The 22,062-nt window shown below is 52.2% G+C and carries 18 protein-coding genes; 6 read left to right on the forward strand and 12 right to left on the reverse strand.

The genetic code is table 11. The annotated features are described in order from the left end of the window. Nucleotides 1-671 precede the first annotated feature (671 nt). The 7 genes from Y017_RS03930 to urtA all read right to left on the reverse strand — a co-directional run bounded on the left by Y017_RS03930 (nucleotide 672) and on the right by urtA (nucleotide 7,722). Complete coding sequence (locus tag Y017_RS03930; RefSeq protein WP_231483387.1) at nucleotides 672-1,628, reverse strand: AAA family ATPase; 957 nt, start codon at nucleotides 1,626-1,628, stop codon at nucleotides 672-674. 77 nt (nucleotides 1,629-1,705) lie between these two features. Beyond that, nucleotides 1,706-2,752, reverse strand: coding sequence for an aliphatic amidase (locus tag Y017_RS03935; RefSeq protein WP_035459100.1), 1,047 nt, complete (start codon nucleotides 2,750-2,752; stop codon nucleotides 1,706-1,708). Nucleotides 2,753-2,796: 44 nt separating this feature from the next. Then, complete coding sequence (gene urtE / locus Y017_RS03940) at nucleotides 2,797-3,486, reverse strand: urea ABC transporter ATP-binding subunit UrtE (RefSeq protein WP_035459102.1); 690 nt, start codon at nucleotides 3,484-3,486, stop codon at nucleotides 2,797-2,799. A gap of 55 nt (nucleotides 3,487-3,541) precedes the next feature. Further along, on the reverse strand, nucleotides 3,542-4,291 hold the full coding sequence (urtD, locus tag Y017_RS03945; protein ID WP_035459103.1) for an urea ABC transporter ATP-binding protein UrtD: 750 nt from the start codon (nucleotides 4,289-4,291) through the stop codon (nucleotides 3,542-3,544). After that, entirely contained in the window at nucleotides 4,288-5,430 is a 1,143-nt protein-coding gene (gene urtC / locus Y017_RS03950; protein ID WP_035459105.1) for an urea ABC transporter permease subunit UrtC, read from the reverse strand. Before urtC ends, urtD begins: the two co-directional genes overlap by 4 nt. A 9-nt stretch (nucleotides 5,431-5,439) precedes the next feature. Then, on the reverse strand, nucleotides 5,440-6,366 hold the full coding sequence (urtB, locus tag Y017_RS03955; protein ID WP_011589263.1) for an urea ABC transporter permease subunit UrtB: 927 nt from the start codon (nucleotides 6,364-6,366) through the stop codon (nucleotides 5,440-5,442). Nucleotides 6,367-6,465: 99 nt separating this feature from the next. Next, on the reverse strand, nucleotides 6,466-7,722 hold the full coding sequence (gene urtA / locus Y017_RS03960; protein WP_011589264.1) for an urea ABC transporter substrate-binding protein: 1,257 nt from the start codon (nucleotides 7,720-7,722) through the stop codon (nucleotides 6,466-6,468). A 278-nt stretch (nucleotides 7,723-8,000) separates the two neighbouring features. Here urtA and Y017_RS03965 point away from each other — a divergent pair, with 278 nt between their 5' ends. Next, nucleotides 8,001-11,357 carry an ATP-binding protein gene (locus tag Y017_RS03965; protein WP_035459108.1) on the forward strand — a complete coding sequence of 1,119 codons (3,357 nt, stop codon included), beginning with the start codon at nucleotides 8,001-8,003 and terminating at the stop codon, nucleotides 11,355-11,357. Continuing rightward, a complete protein-coding gene (locus Y017_RS03970) occupies nucleotides 11,354-12,259 on the forward strand; it encodes a response regulator transcription factor (RefSeq protein ID WP_035459110.1) in 906 nt (301 codons plus the stop codon). The genes Y017_RS03965 and Y017_RS03970 overlap by 4 nt, the downstream gene beginning before the upstream one ends. Here Y017_RS03970 and Y017_RS03975 read toward each other — a convergent pair. After that, nucleotides 12,253-12,777: a hypothetical protein gene (locus Y017_RS03975; protein WP_011589267.1), complete on the reverse strand. Its 525-nt coding sequence runs from the start codon at nucleotides 12,775-12,777 to the stop codon at nucleotides 12,253-12,255. The genes Y017_RS03970 and Y017_RS03975 overlap by 7 nt on opposite strands. Nucleotides 12,778-13,042: 265 nt before the next feature. Here Y017_RS03975 and Y017_RS03980 point away from each other — a divergent pair, with 265 nt between their 5' ends. Then, nucleotides 13,043-14,305, forward strand: coding sequence for a 6-phosphofructokinase (locus Y017_RS03980; RefSeq protein WP_011589268.1), 1,263 nt, complete (start codon nucleotides 13,043-13,045; stop codon nucleotides 14,303-14,305). Nucleotides 14,306-14,463: 158 nt separating this feature from the next. On the opposite strand, the gene Y017_RS03985 is transcribed toward Y017_RS03980, so the two are convergent. The 3 genes from Y017_RS03985 to Y017_RS03995 all read right to left on the reverse strand — a co-directional run bounded on the left by Y017_RS03985 (nucleotide 14,464) and on the right by Y017_RS03995 (nucleotide 18,125). Further along, a complete protein-coding gene (locus tag Y017_RS03985) occupies nucleotides 14,464-15,780 on the reverse strand; it encodes a uracil-xanthine permease family protein (RefSeq protein WP_011589269.1) in 1,317 nt (438 codons plus the stop codon). A gap of 30 nt (nucleotides 15,781-15,810) precedes the next feature. After that, a complete protein-coding gene (gene upp / locus Y017_RS03990; RefSeq protein WP_035459112.1) occupies nucleotides 15,811-16,437 on the reverse strand; it encodes a uracil phosphoribosyltransferase in 627 nt (208 codons plus the stop codon). Between the two features lie 665 nt (nucleotides 16,438-17,102). Then, nucleotides 17,103-18,125 (reverse strand): peptidoglycan-binding protein, encoded by a 1,023-nt coding sequence (locus tag Y017_RS03995; protein ID WP_231483388.1) that lies wholly within the window; start codon nucleotides 18,123-18,125, stop codon nucleotides 17,103-17,105. Nucleotides 18,126-18,683: 558 nt separating this feature from the next. Here Y017_RS03995 and Y017_RS04000 point away from each other — a divergent pair. Beyond that, a complete protein-coding gene (locus tag Y017_RS04000; protein WP_011589272.1) occupies nucleotides 18,684-19,052 on the forward strand; it encodes a rhodanese-like domain-containing protein in 369 nt (122 codons plus the stop codon). 151 nt (nucleotides 19,053-19,203) lie between these two features. Further along, nucleotides 19,204-19,734, forward strand: a complete 531-nt coding sequence (ppa, locus tag Y017_RS04005; RefSeq protein ID WP_035459114.1) for an inorganic diphosphatase — start codon at nucleotides 19,204-19,206, stop codon at nucleotides 19,732-19,734. 193 nt (nucleotides 19,735-19,927) lie between these two features. On the opposite strand, the gene Y017_RS04010 is transcribed toward ppa, so the two are convergent. After that, a complete protein-coding gene (locus Y017_RS04010; protein WP_231483389.1) occupies nucleotides 19,928-20,920 on the reverse strand; it encodes an AraC family transcriptional regulator in 993 nt (330 codons plus the stop codon). 176 nt (nucleotides 20,921-21,096) lie between these two features. Here Y017_RS04010 and Y017_RS04015 point away from each other — a divergent pair, with 176 nt between their 5' ends. Beyond that, nucleotides 21,097-21,975: a metal-dependent hydrolase gene (locus tag Y017_RS04015; RefSeq protein ID WP_035459118.1), complete on the forward strand. Its 879-nt coding sequence runs from the start codon at nucleotides 21,097-21,099 to the stop codon at nucleotides 21,973-21,975. Nucleotides 21,976-22,062: the final 87 nt, after the last annotated feature.

Raw genomic sequence — 22,062 nt, forward strand, 5'->3', positions numbered from 1 at the left:
CCGGGGCCGTCAACACTTTTTTTCATGAAAGGTGAGAAGTTTGGGTGTAAAGGTACGTTTCTGGCCCTCGGTCGGGCTAATGACGGACACGCCAGCGGTAGACAACCCCCGTGTACTGGGGCTCCTAACCAACAATAGCCTCTTAAACGTGGCTACTCTTGAGCACAAAAAAGGACCTACTCGGGAAGGCGACAGCGCGGTAGCCCGGATCCGATTTAGCGAAATAGGGACAGCTGCGCAACCCAGATGAATCTGAACGGCTCAGGCTACCTTAAACTGGCCGACCCCAGGGCTGTCGACGGTCAAGGCACCTCACCCTAAGTCCAAATTGCCGCATTCAAGCCTTTGGTTAACATTCGGGTTTAAAAGCGCCTCGTCTCAAGCATTGACGCGACTTGTAGCCGGCATTTCTCTATTCCTTGATGATGCCTATCAACTACCTACTCGATGACTGCGCTAACGAACACGAAGCGTTACAATGTAACACCGCATATCAAATAACCTACCCCGTACTGTTTCGTCGCCTAAAGATACGCTCTTACCTAATAGCCAAGTAGGCTATTAAGTAAAGAAGGGCCGTCACCAAGGCTGTCCGTACGGCAAGCGGCACCTCACCGATAGCGGTAAAACCGCCAGCAGGCTGACGGTTTAGTTAATCTCTCGAGACTCAATCAAACAGGAATAACGATGAGCTTTCCTGCTTGCATCTGTGCCTCGAAGGTATCCGCTTGAGGGTAATCCAACATCACTCTGGCCAGCGGCGGAGAAAGCTCATTGCGAACCCGGCGCGCCATTTCCCTGGCCCCATAACGGGCATCCATGGTGTTGCATAGATAACGCCGTGTCCCATCACCTAAGCTCAGCAGCACTTTACGTCTTAGTAACCGTCGATTGAGCTTTTCCAACTCGATATCCAACAATTGCTCACTAATATCCTGATCCAGAGCATTAAACGTAATGATGCTATCAATACGATTAAGAAATTCCGGGTCAAAATGTTGCTGCAATGCCTGATCCACCACCGCTTCTATCTGGCGGCTCGAATTCTTCCAGTACCACCAGCGTTTCTGTTGCCGCCCTCTCAAGGCCGACACTTGTGATGCCCCGGCGTTACTGGTCATGAAAATTAGGCTATTGCGGAAGTTGATTTCACGGTTGCCGGCGCTCAGTCTGAGTCGACCTCGATCCAGCACATTGAGCAATGCTCTGACCACTTCAGGGCTGGCTTTTTCCAGTTCATCAAACAACACAATACCGGGTTTGCTAAAGCTGCCCTGAATAGCCTCTACATCAAATAGAGTTTGGCCTTCTTTGCTACCCACATACCCTGGCGGCGCTCCAGTTAATGAAGCGGCATAATGCTCCTGGGCCAAAGTGCTCATATCTATCCGGCACACAGCATCAGCGCTACCGTGAATAGCCTCCGCCAGCAAACGCACCGTTTCAGTCTTACCGACCCCGGTGGGGCCTACAAACAGTTGCACCGCCAGAGGTCGGTCATCCGGGGCTATATCCGCCTTGAGGACTCGCAGCATATTGTCGATACGATCTAGCACATGAGGCTGGCCAACAATCCGTTTACGTAATGTTGCCATTACCGTGCCCGGATCAAAGGTAAATCGGGACATTCTCCCAGAATGGTCAGCATCTCGCTTTCGATCCGCTATCTCATGATTCGCTGCTAACTGCTCATTGATGAAGGGCATCACTCACCCGCCGTTCTCTCTTTACCATCCACAGGCAATTCACCCACCGGACACTCTGCCACCCCTATTGTGCTACGTGTCATGGCTTCTACGTTCTCCTGCGCCTTTTGAGCATCCATTACCCAGGTGCGATAAAAGTCAAAAGGACAGTCCGCAATACCCTTGTCTCCATCACCAGAAGCATGCATGCCGGTATAACCACGGTGCAGCAACTTAAACAGATGATTTTGAGACTGATCATTAGCACGAGCATCACGGATTTGACTGACGGATAACTGGGCATACTGAATACCCATATCCTCTTCACCACATTCACCCAGAGTACGACCATCAAACCCGATGAGTGCCGAGTGCCCAAAATACGAATACACGCCATCAAAACCACTGGCGTTAGCTACAGCCACATAGCAGTTATTCGCCCAGGCCATGGACTTGGCCATCATCACCTGCTGCTCCTTCGCCGGATACATATAGCCCTGGCAACGAACAATCAACTCAGCACCTTTCATGGCACAATCACGCCAGATTTCCGGGTAGTTACCGTCATCACAAATGATGAGGCTGATCTTTATTCCCTTGGGACCTTCCGTTACATAGGTCGTATCACCAGGATACCAACCCTCAATAGGACACCACGGAATACACTTACGGTATTTCTGAACAATTTCCCCTTCATTATTGATTAACACCAGCGTGTTATAAGGGGCTTTCGCAGGGTGCTCTTCATGTTGTTCGCCCGTCAGCGAAAACACACCCCAGGTATTAGCTTCACGACAGGCAGCGGAGAAAATAGCGGTCTCATCACCGGGAATGGTAGCCGCTGTGGCCATCATTTCATCCGGGTCATACATAATGCCCATAGTGCTGTATTCCGGAAAAACCACCAAATCCATCCCCGGCAGTCCCTTTTTCATGCCCTTAATCATTTCCGCAATGTTACGGGCATTATCTAGCACTTCAGCTTTGCTATGCAGTCGCGGCATTTTGTAATTCACTACCGCAACACCCACGGTATCGTTACTGCTGGAAATATCGCCGTGTCGCATTACTCTCTCCTTTACTGCTTAAAACTCATCGGCAAACAGGCACATCACACCGCAAGATATGCCGCTATTTTTTCCTGATTCATACTCTCACCGCTTTCTTCATGTACGATTTCGCCTTTCTCGATGACTAAAATTCGATCAGCCACATCCATGACAAAGCTCAACACTTGCTCAGACACCACAATGGATAGCCCGCGCTCATCGCGGATACGCTTCAACGTACGGGCCATATCCTTGATGATGGAGGGTTGAATCCCCTCAGTGGGCTCATCCAGCAACAACACCTTGGGCCGTGTGGCCAGTGCACGGGCAATTGCCAACTGTTGCTGTTGACCGCCGGATAAGTTTCCGCCTCGACGGCTCTGCATTTCTTCTAGAACGGGAAACAGTTCGTATAAATCTTTGGGGACTTTCTTTTCCCCCACCGCGGCCAAGCCGGTTTCGATATTCTCTTTCACAGTCAACGACGGAAAAATCATACGTCCCTGAGGAACAAACCCCAGACCGGCCTTTACTCGCTGACAGCTTTTCATGGCCGACAGATCCACTCCGTCCAGCTCGGTTATGCCAGCGCGGGCTTTTTCCATACCGATCAGAGATTTCATCAGGGTGGTTTTACCCATGCCATTACGGCCCACTACTGCAACAATTTCGTTTTCCTCAACTTTGAGGTTCATATTGCGAATAATGGTGCTCTGCCCGTAGGCTACGTCGTAATTTGATACTCTCAACATAACTAGCACTCCCTATCAGAGTCGGCACCGTGAATAACTCGCGGCGACCTTCAACTCAGTGACCCAGGTAAACTTCGATGACCTTTGGGTCCGCTTTAACCTTCTCTAGCGACCCTTCCGAGAGCACCTTGCCCTGATGCATTACCGTAACGCGGTCAGCAATATCACCAACAAACTGCATGTCATGTTCGATGACTAGTACCGTATGGTTTTTGGTAATAACCCGAAGAAGTTCAGCCGTTTTTTTTCGTTCTGCTACTGACATGCCAGCAACCGGTTCATCTAACATCAATAGATCCGGTTTCTGGATAAGCAACATACCGATTTCTAACCACTGCTTTTGACCATGACTAAGCAAGGCGGCGGGTTGATCGAGAAGATCTTCGAGAAAGATAGTTCTGGCCACTTCTTCCACCGCATTGATAACTTCAGCATCACGCTTGAATGCCAAGGCCCCCATTACAGAACGCCCACGTGGAAATGACACTTCTAAATTTTCGAAAACGCTTAGGTCTTCATAAATAGAGGGGGTTTGAAATTTTCGACCAACACCAGCACGCACAATCTTGTGCTCGCTCATTTTGCTCAGTTCTTTCCCCTTGAACTTTATCGATCCTTCCGTTGCCCGGGTTTTTCCGCAGATCAGATCTAGTACCGTGGTTTTACCGGCCCCATTGGGGCCGATAATCACACGAATCTCCTGTGGTTCCAGGTACAGCGACATATCGTTAACCGCCTTGAACCCATCGAAAGAAACAGTCAAACCTTCTACCGCAAGAATGAAATCATTATTAGTCGGCATCATTTCACTTCCTCCACAGGCAGATTTTCAGCATCAGCGCGACGGCGACGCAGCAGCGAGGGCAACTTACTTTCTAGCGGCTGAATATAACGGTTATAAAGCCCAGCCAAGCCATCAGGGAAGGCCAGCACTACACCAATGAATAGAGCACCCATTGCATACAGCCACAGTTCAGGGAAGGATTCTGAGAAGCCCGTTTTAGCGGCATTCACAATTAACGCGCCATACACCGCGCCCAGCAGAGAATTCCGGCCGCCCACGGCACACAGCACCACCATTTCAATGGAGGGTACAATCCCCACAAATGTTGGCGACATGAAACCTACCTGCAGGGTAAACATGGCCCCACCCACACCGGCAAACATAGCGGCTAGGCAGAACACAAATATCTTGAAAGAAGCAACGTCGTAACCAGAAAAACGTACCCGATCTTCCTGATCGCGCATGGCAAGCAGAATACGCCCCAGCTTGCTATGCATGACCCAGCGACCAATCATCAGGCACAGGAACAACATGCCTACACACACGAAGTACAACGCCGTTTTGGCTTCGTCACTACGGATATCCCACCCCATCAAGGTGCGCAGATCGGTAATACCATTCACCCCCCCTGTGAAACCCTGCTGACCAATGATCAGGATCGTCAGGATGGCGGCAATAGCCTGGGTAATGATGGCAAAATACACGCCACCTACTCGGCGTTTGAACATGGCTACGCCAATGATCAGGGCAAGAATCGCCGGCACGGCAACCACCGCAATCAAAGTAAAGGAAAAGCTGTGGAAGGGTTCCCAAAACCAGGGCAGCGCGGTGAGCTGGTTCCAGTCCATGAAATCAGGAATACCCGGGGTAGACTGAATGGAGGTATTCTCTGGACTGGAGGCTTCCAACTTCAAGAACATCGCCATGCAGTAGCCGCCAAGGCCGAAAAAGATCCCCTGCCCAAGACTCAAAATCCCACTGCGGCCCCAGCAAAGAACCAGACCTAGCGCGGCAAACGCATAGGTTAGATACTTGCCAACCATATTAAGACGAAAGGCATCCAGCGCCAGTGGGAACACCACCACCAGCAGCAGCGCCAACAGCAGATGGTAGATTCCCTCGCGGGATCCTAACCATTGAAAGAACGACGTTGATTTCATGGCGATCTCCTAGCGACGAACCTTGAGTGCAAACAAACCTTGCGGACGCAACATCAGAATGCCGACCACAACCAGCAGCGTGAGCACTTTAGCCATTGAACCACTCAGGAAAAATTCCATCGTGGACTGGGCCTGGGAAATGGTGAATGCAGAGGCGATAGTGCCAAGCAGACTTTGCGCACCGCCAAACACTACGACCAGGAAGGTATCGACAATATACAATTGCCCGGAGGTGGGACCGGTAGAACCAATCATGGTGAACGCACTGCCCGCCACACCGGCAATACCACACCCTAGCGCAAAGGTGACGCGATCAACTTTACTGCTATCGATACCGACAGCTTCAGACATGGGCCGGTTCTGTACCACCGCACGAACCTGTCGACCCCAACCAGAGCGGAACATCAACAGATAAACGCCAAAAGCAATCACCAGCGCCAACACCATCACGAAGATCCCGTTGATAGGAATTTCCACCAAATCGGTAACCGCAATTGACCCCATCATCCAGTCCGGCAGACTCACACCCACTTCCCGTGCACCAAAAACACTGCGGTACGTCTGCTGAAGAATAAGACTCAGACCCCAGGTCGCCAGTAGCGTATCCAGCGGACGATGGTAGAGGTGACGTATCATTAGCCATTCCACCAGCGCCCCAAGCGCGGCGGTGACAAAAAAGGCCAATATCATGGCTACAAAAAAATACCCCTCGTATAACCCTGGCAGATAGTTTTCGAACAACTGGGCAGTCAAGTATGTGGTGTAGGCGCCCAGAATCATGAATTCACCATGGGCCATGTTGATCACGCCCATTTGCCCAAAAATAATGGCCAGCCCCAGCGCCATCAGTACAAAGATGGAAAATAGCGACAGGCCGGCAAACCCTTGCATGGCGAAGATAGAAGTCAGCTCCGTCATGGTGTAGTCAGCGAACATGGCAGGTACTCCCGAAAATTAAATAGGGAAATTCGGTAAGAAAAAAAGAATGATATTGAAAGGTCCGGCGCCCGATATTCAGGGCGCCGGGGTTACACCTCACTGATAGCCTTTAGGGAACGGGTCCGGCTCCATCAGTTCTTCGGTTTCGTAAATCACTTTGTACTGACCATCTTTCTGTGCCTGGCCGATACGGGCCTTGGACCACAAGTGATGGTTTTCGTGGATACGCACATAGCCTTCTGGTGCAGTGGTCAACTCAATACCCGGAGAAGCTTCGCGCACTTTGTCGATATCGAAAGAGCCCGCTTTCTCTACCGCCGCTTTCCACAACCATGGGCCAAGATAAGCCGCCTGGGTCACGTCACCGATAACGATGTCTTCACCCCAACGCTTCTTAAACGCTTTTACAAAGTCTTGGTTATTGTCGTTACCCAAGCTTTGGAAATACTTCATGGAAGCGTAAGCGCCTTCCACGTTTTCACCACCGATACCCAGAATTTCATCCTCGGTGACGGAGATGGTCAGTAGCAACGGACTCTCTTTGGTCAGATCGATACCCGCCGCTTTCATCTGCTTATAGAAAGCCACGTTGGAACCACCTACCACAGAGGCAAAAATCACATCCGGTTTCTTTAACTTGATCTTGTTAATTACCGAGTTGAACTGGGTATGACCAAGCGGGTAGTACTCTTCACCCACTACTTTCAAGCCCAGCTTATCAATGTGCTTACGGGCAATCTTGTTAGAGGTACGCGGCCAAATGTAATCGGAGCCCAGCAAGTAGAACGTCTTGGCACCTTTCTCTTCAGCCAACCAGTCAATACTGGCGAGAATTTGCTGAGTCGCTTCCTGGCCGGTATAGATTACGTTTGGAGATTTTTCCAGCCCCTCATAGAACGTGGGGTAATAAAGCATGCCGTTATACTGCTCAAATACTGGCAGCACTGCTTTACGGGAAGCGGATGTCCAGCAACCAAAAACCGCAGCCACATTATCGTTCACCAGCAACTTACGAGATTTTTCAGCGAAGGTGGGCCAGTCACTGGCGCCATCTTCCTGGATATACTCGATCTGACGTCCCAGCACCCCCCCTGAAGCATTGATCTGTTCAATCGCCAACTTCTCAGCCTGCACTGAGCCTGTCTCACTGATTGCCATAGTGCCGGTAACCGAATGCAGAATACCGACCTTTACTGTGTCGTCAGTCACCGCTAGGCCAGTGGTGTTCACGTCGGCAGCCAGTACCGTATTAGAAAGGGCGAACAACGCAGGTAGCGCCATCAGCCCTCCCAGAAGATGCCGGCGCGTCGAGGACGGCCGGTGACTGGAAGAACGGGTTTTGCTCAATTTCATGGTTTACCCCTCATCAGCGAATTCATGGGAAGCACCTCGTTTCCCTCGCTAACGAGTATGAAAATCTGCCCCCCTGGGGCCCATTCGGTGATTACGCCATCGCCGTACGTCATTTAACGCATACCCCGCACCTGCGATGGGCCATAAAGTAATGCGCGTACACGAACGGGCACGTTTTGTGCATTGCTGCCTGCATCATCATGGAGCAACTGACACCGCCCCAGCACTTATTCCGGCATCCGCGAAATGGACATCCTGCTGCCGACAACGGAAACGTTATGGCAATCGAGCAACGCATATTCCGTGTGCGACGCAGTTACAATCAGTGGGTTGGCAACCAAACGTTGGAGGATTTCTCATTGCGTTTCACGGGCAAGGGAGCCCGTCGCTGGTCTGCCGGTCGAGTCGCCGGCACAGCTATCGGTGCGATCACTTTCCTTGCCCTGGAAGCCATTGGTGGAGCGATCACCTTAAATTACGGCTTCACTAACGCAGTGGCGGCCATCTGTGCGGTCATGCTCACCATCTTCCTTCTCGGTTTGCCCGTCAGTTATTACGCCGCTCGTTACGGGGTGGATATCGACCTGCTTACTCGGGGAGCGGGCTTTGGCTACCTAGGCTCAACCATCACCTCCCTGATATACGCGTCATTCACCTTTATTTTCTTCGCCTTGGAAGCGGCTATCATGGCCATGGCGCTGGAAATACTGTTCGATATCCCTCCAACTATTGGGTATTTACTCAGCTCACTAATCGCCATTCCATTAGTCATTCATGGCATCACCACCCTGACCCGTTTTCAGTTATGGACACAGCCCATATGGGTATTCCTGCAGCTACTTCCATTCGGGTTTATCCTCATGCAAGACCCAGAATCACTGCCGCGCTGGGCCAGCTTCGAAGGACTTAATAACGATGGCGGTAGCTTCAACCTGATCATGTTTGGCGCCGGCGCCACCGTGCTGTTTTCACTGGTTGCACAAATTGGCGAGCAAGTAGATTTTCTGCGTTTCATGCCTGAACCGGAAAAAGGCAAACGGCTACGCTGGTGGGCAGCCATGCTCGCCGGTGGGCCTGGTTGGGTAGTGATCGGCGCGTTGAAAGCCTTAGCCGGCTCCTTTTTGGCGGTACTGGCTTTTTATTCTGGGCTCGCCCTGGAGCAAGCTCAGGAACCAATGCATATGTACCTGGTGGCATTCAGTCATGTCACCCAAAACCCCACCATGCTACTGGCACTGGCCGGGATCTTCGTTATTCTCTCGCAGTTAAAAATCAACGTAACCAACGCCTATGCCGGCTCCATTGCCTGGTCCAACTTTTTCTCCCGGCTGACCCATAGCCACCCTGGGCGGGTTGTATGGCTAGTCTTCAATGTTGTGATTGCCTTGGTATTGATGGAAATCGGTATTTACCGGGCTTTTGAATCCATCCTCGGCAGCTACGCGGTGGTCGCGGTGGCTTGGATGGGCGCTTTAGTGGCCGACTTAGTGATCAATAAACCGCTGGGACTCAGCCCAAAACACATCGAATTTAAACGTGCCCATCTCTATGACCTGAACCCCGTAGGGTTCGGCTCTATGATGATCGCCACGGCCATCGGCCTTAGTGCTCGCGCCGGCCTGTGGGGCGAAACAGCCCGAGCTCTGGCCTCCTTTATCGCCCTGTTCAGCACCTTTATCAGTGCCCCATTAATTGCCCTACTTACCCGCAGCCGTTACTACATCGCCCGCGCGCCCAGCCCCAGCCGTGAGTTGGAAGGCCTTGCTTGTTGTATTTGCGAGCATCATTTCGACAGGGAGGACATGGCCTTCTGCCCCGCCTACAACGGCCCGATATGTTCCTTATGCTGTTCTTTGGATGCACGCTGCAACGACAGCTGCAAACACAACGCTCGTTTCTCCGAACAATTGATTGACTGGATGGGCGGGCTGCTTCCACAAACACTGATTAATCACATGCGCTCACGGATGGGGCATTTTCTCGGCCTGCTGATCATCGTGGCCTTGATTATGAGTGGACTGCTGGCTTTGATTTATTATCAAATCCCCATTGCCGACCCTACGGTAAAAGAACTGATGGCTGACACCCTGACCAAAGTGTTCGCCATACTCATCATTATCAGCGGCGTGGTGGCTTGGTTGTTTGTGCTTGCCCACGAAAGTAGGGTTGTTGCCCAAGAAGAAAGCCGGCGCCAAACCCGCATGTTGATGGAAGAAATTAAAGCTCACGAAAAAACTGATCTGGCATTACAGCAAGCCAAGGAACTGGCCGAATCCGCCAATCAAGCAAAAAGCCGCTACCTCACAGGGCTCAGCCACGAACTACGCTCCCCTCTGAATGCCGCTTTTGGCTACGCCCAACTGCTGGAGCAGGATCCAACCATCCCGGAAAACCGGCGCGATGCCATTGGTGCCATTCGCCGCAGTACAGAGCATCTATCCGACCTGATTGAAGGGCTGCTGGAGATATCCAAAATCGAAGCGGGCCGGCTGGAGCTGTACCGCAATCAGGTATGCGTACCGGAACTCATCGATGAACTGGTCACCATGTTTCAGTTACAGGCCGCGGAAAAAGGCATTGGCTTCGAATTTCGCAGTAAAAGCCAGATGCCCACCTGGGTCACTACGGATGAGAAACGGTTACGACAGATTCTGATCAACCTGCTCTCCAACGCCATCAAGTTTACCCGTGAAGGCCAAGTCACACTGACCTTTCGTTACCGCAATCAAGTGGCCGAGTTCGTTATTGCCGATACCGGCGTCGGCATTGATGAAGAAGACCTGAAGCGCATCTTCCGACCGTTCGAGCGGGTAAGAAAACCGGGAACTCCCAGTGTTCATGGCACCGGGCTAGGGCTCACCATTACCCAGTTGTTAGCCGACATCATGGGGGGCGATATACAAGTAAGCAGCATCCCCGGCCAAGGAAGTGAATTTCGTCTTTCGGTAATGCTATCCAGATTGAGTGGCCCGGCCCCCACCCGCCATGAACGCAAACCCGTGGCCGGCTATATTGGCGAGCGTAAAAGCCTGTTGATCATCGATGATGACCCCTCACACCGGGGTCTAATCAGTGATCTGCTTACCCCTTTGGGATTTATTATCAATGAAGCTCCAGATGGAGAAACAGGCTTGCAACTGGCCCGGCATACTACCCCAGACCTAGTACTACTAGACATTTCTATGCCAGGCCTCACCGGCTGGGAAACCGTTCAGCATATTCGTCAGCAAGGTTACCGTGGCCCGGTAATCATGCTTTCTGCCAATGCTCGTGAAAACGACCCAGCCATCCCCGACGGCTTGCATAACGATTACCTGACCAAACCACTAAAACTCAATAGCCTACTAGACAGCCTAGCCCGCCACCTATCACTGACTTGGTTGCATCCACACAATACTTCACCAAAGCACATCACCGTTGTGCAGCAAGCCGAGCCAGTGCGCTCGTTGAATAGCCCCCTGCGTGATGAACTTCTTGCTCTGGCAGAGATCGGTCACTTAACGGGTCTACTGGATCGGATAATACAGGAGCGAGAAAAGGGAAATCTGGGTTCTGATATAGCGGAAAAAATGCACACTTTACTTAAAATATTTGATTTTCAGGCCGTGATCCGATTATTAGAGGCAGCCCCATGACAGCCGCACAACGTAAAGATCTGATACTGGTGGTGGACGACTCCCCAGATTCTCTCGGCATGATTCATCAAGCGTTGGATCAAGCCGGACTCACTGCTCTTATCGCACTGGAAGGCCAGCAAGCACTGAATATTGCCGAAAAAATGACACCAGATTTGATCTTGATGGATGCGGTCATGCCCAACTTAGATGGCTTCGAAACTTGCCGCCGCCTGAAACAGCATCCAAATCTGGCCTGCGTTCCAGTAATTTTCATGACCGGACTAACCGAAAGTGAAGATGTGGTCCGGGGCCTGGAAGCCGGTGGCGTGGACTACATCACCAAACCAGTGCGGCCTAACGAACTGATCGCTCGCATCCGCGTACATTTAAACAATGCTCGCATGACGCAAAGCGCCCACACCACCCTAGACCGACTTGGCCAAACCAGCTTTTCCACCGATGCGGCAGGCCAATGGCACTGGGCAACCCCACACACCGACCAGCTACTGGAAAAAGCCAAGGTGGAACGCAGTGCGCTTGCAGACCCAATACAACGCTGGCTCAAACATCAACCGGAGCGGGGCCAGCAACTCAATAAACTGCCCGGTAACCTAGGGCTACGTTATCTGGGCCATTCAGTGAGCGGTGAGGAAAATAGCGAGCACTTGTTCCGGCTGCTACACCACGACAGCGATGCAGAGCTGGAGTTGCTGAAAACTGCGCTGCATGTAACCCACCGCGAGTCCCAGGTACTAGTGTGGATTGCACACGGTAAAACCAACCGAGAAATTGCCCAGATTCTTGAGTTAAGCCCACGGACAGTGAACAAACATCTGGAACAGATCTTCCGCAAACTGGGAGTTGAAAACCGGACTGCCGCAGCAGCCATGGTTATTCAATACCTTACCCAGATTCATTGAGCGCCAGTCACCACCTCAGGCAGTAACAGAACCACACCCGCATAACTGGCCACCAGCAAGGTCATGGCAACCCCCAGCCCAAGGAAGGGCCCCACATTCAAGGCACGGTGGTAGATGAAACTTTGCGCCGCCAACTGCCAACTCACTAGCACTAAATAAAGTAGCTCAATGGCACTCAGTGACTGAGCCATAGAGGCGTTAAGGGCCAACAACGGCAGGCTCAGCAGGGTCAACACCACATCTACACCTACCAGCGACAAAGCCGTCTGCAACCAACGCCCCTGCAGCCCTTTAAACGCCAGCAGCAAACCTGTACCCGCCAACACCACCACCAGCGATAGCAATTGGCTGCTCACCAAGACACCAAGGGGTAATGCCGTCTGCAGGCTACCCACTAACAGCTGCAGCATAAACCAGCCTGCCAGCACCAGCGCCATTAACGACGAGGAATACGGGACGTTTTCAGGGCTGGCACGAAATATAGCCAGCCGCCAGAACAAGGTTATCAATACAGTCATGGATCCTCCGGCCCGCTATTCTTTCAGAGCAGGAGGGAAAGGCAAGCAGGAACAAGCTTCAAGCTCAACGTTGCAACATAAAAAAACATCTTCGCCATTCGATCAAGGCCGCCGCACAGCCCCTCTTGTCAGTTTCATCCGCCCACCCACAACAACACCAGCCCATGCACACCTTGAACCTTGACACGATATGGTCCGACAACCACAGGTGTGTTTTTTGGACGCCTTCGCTAGAATGCTCACAAATTGAATCAAGGGGTCTCACATGGCGCGTAAAAACGCTTTCTATGCTCAGTCCGGCGGTGTTACTGCCGTCATCAATGCTTCTGCTGCCGGCGTTATTGAAGCAGCACGAGAAAACAAGGATGTGATCGGCAAAGTCTACGCCGGCCGGAATGGCATCATCGGCGCACTCACTGAAGAGCTGATCGATACAAGCAAAGAAAGCAAAAGCGCCATTGAAGCGCTCAAGCACACCCCTGGCGGGGCCTTCGGTTCTTGCCGCTATAAGCTGAAAGACCTCAAGACCTCCCAACGCGAATACGAACGTCTAATCGAAGTCTTCAAGGCTCACAACATCGGCTACTTCTTCTATAACGGTGGTGGTGATTCCGCCGACACCTGCCTGAAAGTATCACAGCTTTCCGAGAAAATGGGCTACCCGATCCAGGCTATCCACGTGCCCAAAACCGTGGACAACGACCTGCCCTTCACCGACGTGAGCCCAGGTTTCGGTTCCGTCGCCAAGTACACCGCTGTGAGCTGCCGTGAGGCCGCCCTGGACGTGGCCAGCATGTGCGCCACCTCCACCAAGGTGTTCGTGATGGAAGTCATGGGCCGTCACGCTGGCTGGATCGCCGCCTCCGCCGGGCTCGCCAAAGAGGATGCCGATGACGCTCCGCACCTAATCTTGTTCCCGGAAATTGCCTTCGACAAAGCGGCCTTCATGAAAAAGGTGGAAGCCACCGTCAAGAAAGCGGGCTATTGCGTCATTGTGGTGTCCGAAGGGGCTCGCTATGAAGACGGCACGTTCTTGGCCGACGCGGGTAACACTGACGCCTTTGGCCACAAACAGCTAGGCGGTGTGGCTCCGGTCATCGCTCAGATGGTGAAAGACGAACTCGGCTACAAATACCACTGGGCTGTAAGCGATTACTTACAGCGTGCCGCACGCCACATAGCATCAGCCACTGACGTGGAGCAAGCCTACGCAGTGGGCCGCGCCGCCGTTGAGTTCGCCGTGGCGGGTAAAAACGCAGTCATGCCCACCGTGGTTCGCAAGGACACAAAAAAATACAGCTGGACCATCGGCGAAGCGCCGCTAAAGAAAGTGGCCAATGTAGAAAAGAAAATGCCGCGTAAATACATTAGCAAAGATGGTTTCGGCATTACCCCCGCGGCCCGAGCCTACCTAGAGCCTTTGATTGGTGGTGAATCCTACCCTCCCTACAAAAACGGGCTGCCGCAATTTGCCAAACTAAAACTAGCCCCAGTCGAGAAAAAGTTAAACGATGCTTTTGAGGTATAAAACACTAGCATCTTGATAAAAAGCAAAAGCCTCGCAATGCGAGGCTTTTGCTTTTCACTAACGGCCAATGGCCATTCAGCCCTGACCGTTTCCCAGAACAACTATTCTTTTAATTTCGACGATTCAACCATCAGATCAACCGCCTCATAAAAACAGAATCATGTGCGCTCATCGCGCTCTTTTTTACGCACGTGAGCCAATAAGTCATCAACATACTCCTGCTCTTCATGAAGATCATCGGCCATGAAGGGGGCATGGGGAAGCACCTGATTCAGGAGCACCGCCACCAACCCGCATAGGCTAATACCCTGCAGGGTGAAGTCGCCGTTGCCCATGACCATGCCGCCAATGCCGAAAATCAAGGTTACCGCCACAATGACCAGATTACGTTGCGCATGAAGATCCACCTGCGCCTTGATCAAGGTATTCATGCCCACACTCGCAATGGAGCCGAACATAAGAATCAAAATTCCGCCCATCACTGGGGTGGGGATACTCTGTAGTAACAACCCAAACTTGCCAATAAAGGCCAATAAGATGGCGAAGATCGCCGTCCAGGTCATTACCACCGGATTAAACACCCGGGTCAACATCACCGCACCGGTAACTTCCGAATAAGTGGTATTAGGTGGGCCACCGAACAAGGCCGCCACCATGCTGGCCACACCATCGCCTGTGAGCGTGCGATGCAGCCCAGGCTTACGAATATAGTCTTTGCCGGTCACGTTACTGATCGCCAGCACATCTCCTACATGCTCAATGGCCGGCGCCAGTGCCACCGGCATCATGAACAGGATGGCGGGCCAATAAAAGGTGGGAGCAATAAAGGTCGGCACCGATAACCAGCCCGCTTGATTCACCCCGGAAAAATCCACCATGCCCATGGCCAGGGCCGTCAGATAGCCCGAAACTACTCCGCACAGAATGGGTAATAGCCGGAACAAACCATGCCCCAGCGCCGCCACCAACATAGTGACCAACAAGGAAACCATGGAAACGAGCAGCGCATCCCCATACGCAAACATCTGCATTTCACCATTACCGGACATGCCCATGGCAAAGTTCACCGCAGTAGGTGCCAAGCTCAGCCCAATCACCATAATGATGGGACCGGTGACTACCGGCGGCATCAGCCGGTGCAGAAACCCCGGGCCCCGCCATTTCACTAACACTCCGAGAATCACGTAAACCACGGCAGTGCAGAACAGCGCCCCCATCGTGGCTGGCACCCCCCACTGTTTCACAGCATGGGAAATGGGTGCCACAAATACAAAAGAGGACGCGAGAAAGACAGGAATAGAGCGCCGAGTAATCCATTGAAACAGCAGCGTGCCCAAGCCCGCGGTAAATAGCGCCACGCTGGGGTCCAGCCCTGTGAGCAACGGCATTAACACCATCGCACCAAAAGCCACAAACAGCATCTGGGCACCAATAAGAATGGTTTTCCAGTTCCAGAATCCGCCGGTCTGGCTCATAAGGAGCTCCTGTTAGCAATCATCAAGCGGCTACTTGGTGCCGAAAATCTTGTCCCCGGCATCCCCCAGGCCCGGCATAATGTAACCGTCCTCATCCAAACCCTGATCCACCGAAGCAGTGTAAAGAGACACATCAGGGTGTGCTTCTTGGACTTTACGGATACCTTCCGGCGCCGCCACCAGCACCAAAGCTCGAATCTGGGTGCAACCGGCTTTTTTTAGCATGTCGATGCAAGCCAGCATGGAGCCCCCGGTGGCTAGCATGGGGTCGATAACTAGCGCCGTGCGCTCGTCGATATCGTGGGCCAGCTTCTCAAAATAGGCCACCGGCTGCAGAGTGGTCTCATCCCGATACACCCCCACCACACTCACTTTAGCGCTGGGGATCAATCCCAGCACTCCATCCAGCATACCCAATCCGGCCCGGAGAATAGGCACCACGGTGATTTTTTTACCCCGGATGCGCTGGGCTGGCGCCTTGCCCATCCAGGTATCCACCTGATAATCCTCCAGCACCAAGTCGCTAGTGGCTTCGTAGGTCAACAGGCTGCCCACCTCAGAGGTCAACTGGCGAAAACTACGGGTGCTCAAGCTCTTCTGGCGCAACAGCCCCAGCTTGTGTTGGACCAACGGATGGCGAATTTCATGGACACTCATGGTGGCAGGCTCCTGGATACCAATAAACATAGGGGGGACAGATCACCCCAACAATAGCGATATTGTGACGATTACAGCGCAAATGTCACCGGTGCACACGCTGTGTCCTTTCACCGCACGCCCCCTCACACAGTCAGGCAATGCTAACCGTCAAAGAAAAGAAAAAACCAAAGGCGTTAATACATTGCCGAAAATTCACGGGGGATTTGCTGCTAGGGAGCCTCTGAAAAACGCTCGAGCGACAGAGGGGAAAGCGGTGCTTGCATCGCGAAGTAGCCTGTAACTCACCGACGCTATTCGTAGTGCGAGCATCACTTCCCACAGCAGATCAGCGTTATTGGACATCTTTCAGCGATTCGTCGGTTTAACATCCGGTCACAGACATCTGGCATCCAGCAACGCTGCCCTCAATTAGGCACAACCGGTATTTTCACGCTGATCCGCGATGAACCTTTTCTTATCGATGTGTCAGCCGCTCGTTAGCAGACCGGCTTTGCTCACTCTCTTGCATACACAGGGAAGAACAACCAAATGGGAATCGGAACAATATGTACGCATTGTAGAATCATTAAAGAAGCGAGAATACGACAGCATTTCGCTCCACGAAAACCATAAAAAAAGGTCGACAAAAGCCGGCCTTGATTAAATACTAAAAAATAAAAGCGTTACAGTTTCACACCTAAGTGATCCAGGGTCTGCATGGTCAGCTGACCAGAAGCCAAATCGTTATCCTTCTGGTAAGCGATCACAGCCGCTCGGGTCTTGGATCCGTATACGCCATCAATCCAAACCGGGTCGTAACCTTTCGCGGCCAGCGCTTTTTGGAGGCGGCGGACAACATCCTGAGTGGTATTGGTTTCACAGAGAATTTCACGCCATTCCATATCCGCATCCGTCACTTTGACCTGCTTAGGCACGTCTTTGTAAACGGCGGGGATCACTGTTTTCTTCTCTTTAGGCGGCTCTACCTGCTTGACCACCTCAACCGTACTATAGACAGCTGGCACAGTGACTTTTTCAGTCCGGGCAGGCTTATCGACCACTTTCTTAGTGACCGTCTTGTACACGGCAGGAATTTTAACTTCTTCAGTGCGCTCAGGTTTTACCAGTTCCTTACGGCTAATGATTTTGTATTCCGCCGGCACTTCCACCAAACACATAATTTCACCGGTGGAATGATCGAGTTTCTCGATAGGGCCACGGCCTTTTTTCCAGGTCGTGTAGGCTGGCTTGACCAGTACTTGCTCGGTAACCGTTTTATATTCCGCCGGTTTAGTGATCAGCTTGGTAATCGCACCTTTAACCAACACTTCCTCAGTCACGGTCTTATAGGTAGCCGGAATGACTTTCAGCTTCTCATAGGCTTCGCTGACCAGGATCTTCTCTTGCACGGTTTCATAGCGTGCGGGGGTGGTGGAAATCTTGCTGTCTTCCTGAGACACCATTACACGCTGCATTTCCGTTTTGTAGGTTTCCGGAATCACAACCCGTGCATAACAATGTCCCGGCAGGGCATTAGGCGGCAACAGCTGGGCGCCAGAGCTGGCAGAATATGTAGAGGCCGGCTGCTGATCATTGGAACTCAACGCGGCTCGTAGCTGCTGATTTTCCTGTTCCAGTTGCTGCTGCTGACTTTGCAGCGTTTGATATTCTCGTGTTTCCTGAATAGTTTGGTTGCTGGCTGGCACAACCGGTGGCAAGTGCCGCAATAACGACCGGCAAAATGAGACGATTCAATCGTCATAGTCTGTTCCCTTTGAAAAACACGCGTTATTTCCTTCATATGGAACATATGCTCAATAAAAATGTCAGGGACAATTATCAATACGTCTATAAATGCGCAATTTACAAATTTTTTTGGGAAAAAAGCTTATCCCATTTCACCTACCTTTAAATACGCAAACAATTTATCATTGTATATTATTACTTTTGTTTCTTTGTTAAGAACAAAGAGTCACCTCAAGTACTTTTACTCCAGTTACTGATACTGATTCTCTTTGGCGCCCTCGAAACAGATTCGCTCTTCACTCTTAACGATTATCCATACCCGGCTCCCAATCTATTGCCGTAGACAACGCTAACGACGCCAAAAAGAAAAACGGGGAACCGTGAACGAAATCCTTGCCTAGGTGCATCCAAAAGTGTTCTTTATAATCACCCCTGCCGTTCGTTAGCAGGGGCCGGCACGACGCAGAAAAACGTTGGGAGCATAGGTAAGCATGGAAAAATCGAAAGGAGCCGCAATCATGAAGCGTTATCTAATCATTTCAATTTTTGCCGTGTTGAACACACTTTGTGCTTCGCTATGGGCGGCTGACAGCCTCTCCGTGAGCGAACTCAAGCAAAGGATGCAAGACGGCAACGCGCCCATCATTATTGATGTGCGCGATGAAGACGAATATCTGGCCGGGCATATTCCCGGCGCCATCATGGTCCCCGCCAAACAGATGGAACATCACCTGGACATGATGGAGCAGTATCGCAAAGAAGACATCGTGCTGTATTGCCAATCTGGCCGCCGGGCCAGCGCCGCTGCCACCGTACTGGAAAATGCCGGTTTCAAGAACGTTAAGCTGCTGCAAGGGAATTATCCGGGCTGGGAGTCCGCCCAATAAGCACCGATTTGTCCATCACCACACCTCCGACTGCCTATGGAATAAGGATATTTCTATTCCATAGGCAAGTTCGACCGTCCCCGATTAGCCGTCGTCCGCTGCCATTGCTATAATCCGCGCCCACCACCCACCCTGTTGAGAAGGACAGACCATGGATTTTGCTAAGGTTCCCGCCGGGAAAGACCTCCCCGAAGACATCTACGTGGCCATCGAGATTCCGGCCAATGCTGACCCGATCAAGTACGAGATCGACAAAGACAGCAACGCCGTATTCGTAGACCGCTTCATGGCGACCCCCATGTTCTATCCGGCCAACTACGGCTACATTCCCAATACCCTGTCCGAAGATGGCGACCCGCTGGACGTGCTGGTGGTAACGCCTTACCCAGTGGTCCCCGGTTCCGTGATTCGCTGCCGCCCGGTAGGTATCCTGAACATGACCGACGAAGCCGGTAAAGATGCCAAGCTGGTTGCAGTGCCGCACACCAAATTGACCAAAATCTACGACAACGTAAAAGACATCGACGACCTTCCCGAGCTGCTGTTGGCCCAGATCAAGCACTTCTTCGAGCACTACAAAGAGCTGGAAGCAGGCAAGTGGGTGAAAGTTGATGGCTGGGACGGCGCCGAAGCCGCCAAGGCCGAGATTATCAAATCTGTAGAAGCTTACGAAAAAGCGTAAGGTGAGCTTCAAGCGACAACGCGAGATAACTTCGCGGTAAGCAGAAAAAAGGCCGCACCCATTATCTGGGCGCGGCCTTTTTTATGTCCCTTTCTTGCAGCAACATGCAATAAGCTCTGCCCGCACAGAGCAAACGCAAACACGGAACGCCCTTTTCCCTAATCGTCCCTCGCCTTTCAGCTTAGGCTGACGCCTACCTCTTCTCTCGATAGGCGCTCGGAGTCATCCCACTCCAACGCTTAAATGCCTTGGAGAAATTGGCCACATCGTTATATCCCAATCGGTATGCCACTTCACTGATGCTGTTTTCTGATTGAACCAACAGACGGCGTGCCTGCTGATAACGCTCTTCATCCTGCAATTGACGATAGCTCAACCCGGCCTGCTGCAAGTGACGCTTCAACGTACGAGCCGATACCGCCAGCCGCTCCGCCATCCCCTGTAGCGACGGCAAAGGCGCCGGGTGGTCTTGCAAGGCTGAGCGAATACGCCTCGCCATCACACCCTCGTCTTCGGTGCGCCACTGACGAAACTCCATCTCGCATTGCTGCCGAGCAATGGCCGCCACCTGAGGGTCCGCCAATCGAGGGCGAGCTTCCAGCGCCGACAGAGGAAATACCAACGCATTTTCCTCTTGATCAAAGCATACTGGCACGCCCACCTCTTTTCGCAATGCCATTAACCAGGCCGGCGCAGGCCCGCATCGATGAATCTCCAATCCTTGCGGCAGGCTCTCCAGCAACTGCTCGATCATAAAGACCAACCCCACCAACATAGCCTCAATAATAAAATCGTGAGCGATACCTAGCGGTCGCGTGCTGCGCAATTGAAGATGAGCCTGCCCGGATTGACGAGTCTGGTGGATTTCCAGGAAGGGGGCACGTAACCCTAAAAAACAGCACGCTGCATCCAGTGCATCCTGGGCGCTAGCGCTGGATAGGGCCAATAGCCCCACCGGGCCATGTAAGGTGATACTCATGGCCCGAGCATAACGAAACCCCAAGCCTCGCTCGCCCACCATTTCAACGCCACGTTCCGCCACAGTTTGGGCCAGTGACATAGACGCCCGGCGGTCCACCGCCAGCAACTCGTCACGGCTCACCCCAAGCCCTACCAACAGTGCCGAGGCATCCAGGTTCAGGGACACTAGTACGTCATACAGCAGCACCACATAAATACCTGGCACCCCCGCACCTCCCCAAGGACGGCCCGAACTCACCATTTGTTGGCCCTCCGCGACAAGACCTTGAATGCAAGACTCCGCATAGTAGTTGGCATTATGAGCCTGTTCAAAGCGAATACGCTGCTACCCGGCTCCAGACTCGACCATGTCATCACTGACATTGGCACCAGGAGATCTCAATGAACCTGACGCTGGTAAAAAAGAAAACACATCCATCCTTTCCCATTACCCCACGTCGAATGGAATTTTCCTTCGAAGGAATCAAACACGATGATTACTGGTTCGACAACGATCCGGTACTAACTCATCTGCTCAATGTTCTGTCGTTGACCTTCCCGGACGGCGAGCGCTTCTTCGTGGATTCAGTTCGTGCGCTTCGCGACCAAGTGCAAGACAAGGATCGTCAGAAGGATATTTCCGGGTTTATTGGCCAGGAAGCCATGCATTCGTTAGAGCACCAGGCCTTCAATGACCTGATTGCTAACGGCAAGTATGACGACATCGTTAACCACGCTCTTAACGTTACCAACAAACTATTGGCCGGCGCGCGCCAATACATGAGTAAACGCCAGCAATTGGCAGCGACTGCAGGTCTTGAACACTTTACGGCAATTCTTGCCGACGCCATCCTCCGTCGCCCAGATCTGGTGGAAAGCATGGACCCTGCGGTACGCGACCTGTGGGTTTGGCATGCCATCGAGGAAACCGAACATAAAGCGGTAGCCTTCGACCTTTACAAAGAGGTGAATGGTAATTATTTGGAGCGCCAGCGCCTGTTCCTTTCCAGCACAGTCTATCTCATTGGCTTTTCTAGTTATTTCACTTGGCAAATGCTCAAACGCGACAAGATCCACCGTAAGCCCCTAACTCTTGCCAAAGGGCTATGGAAAGGTTTCGGTTATAAAGGCGTTATCAGCAGCATCATTCCTGCCTGGTTTACCTACCTGAAGCCCGGCTTTCACCCTTGGGATGACGACAACAGTGCGCTGATTGAAGAATGGCGCTCCACCCTGCCCGAACCAGGCGGCGTAAAAGAGAGCTCCAGAATCGCTTCATAAAAGAAAAGTACGGCTGTACCCGACCCTCTGGGTGCAGCCTCATGGGAAAGTCAACATACCGATTAGCACAAAACCGAACGCTTGCGT

Source organism: Alcanivorax sp. 97CO-5, assembly GCF_000524665.1.
GTDB classification, from domain to species: Bacteria; Pseudomonadota; Gammaproteobacteria; order Pseudomonadales; family Alcanivoracaceae; genus Alcanivorax; species Alcanivorax borkumensis.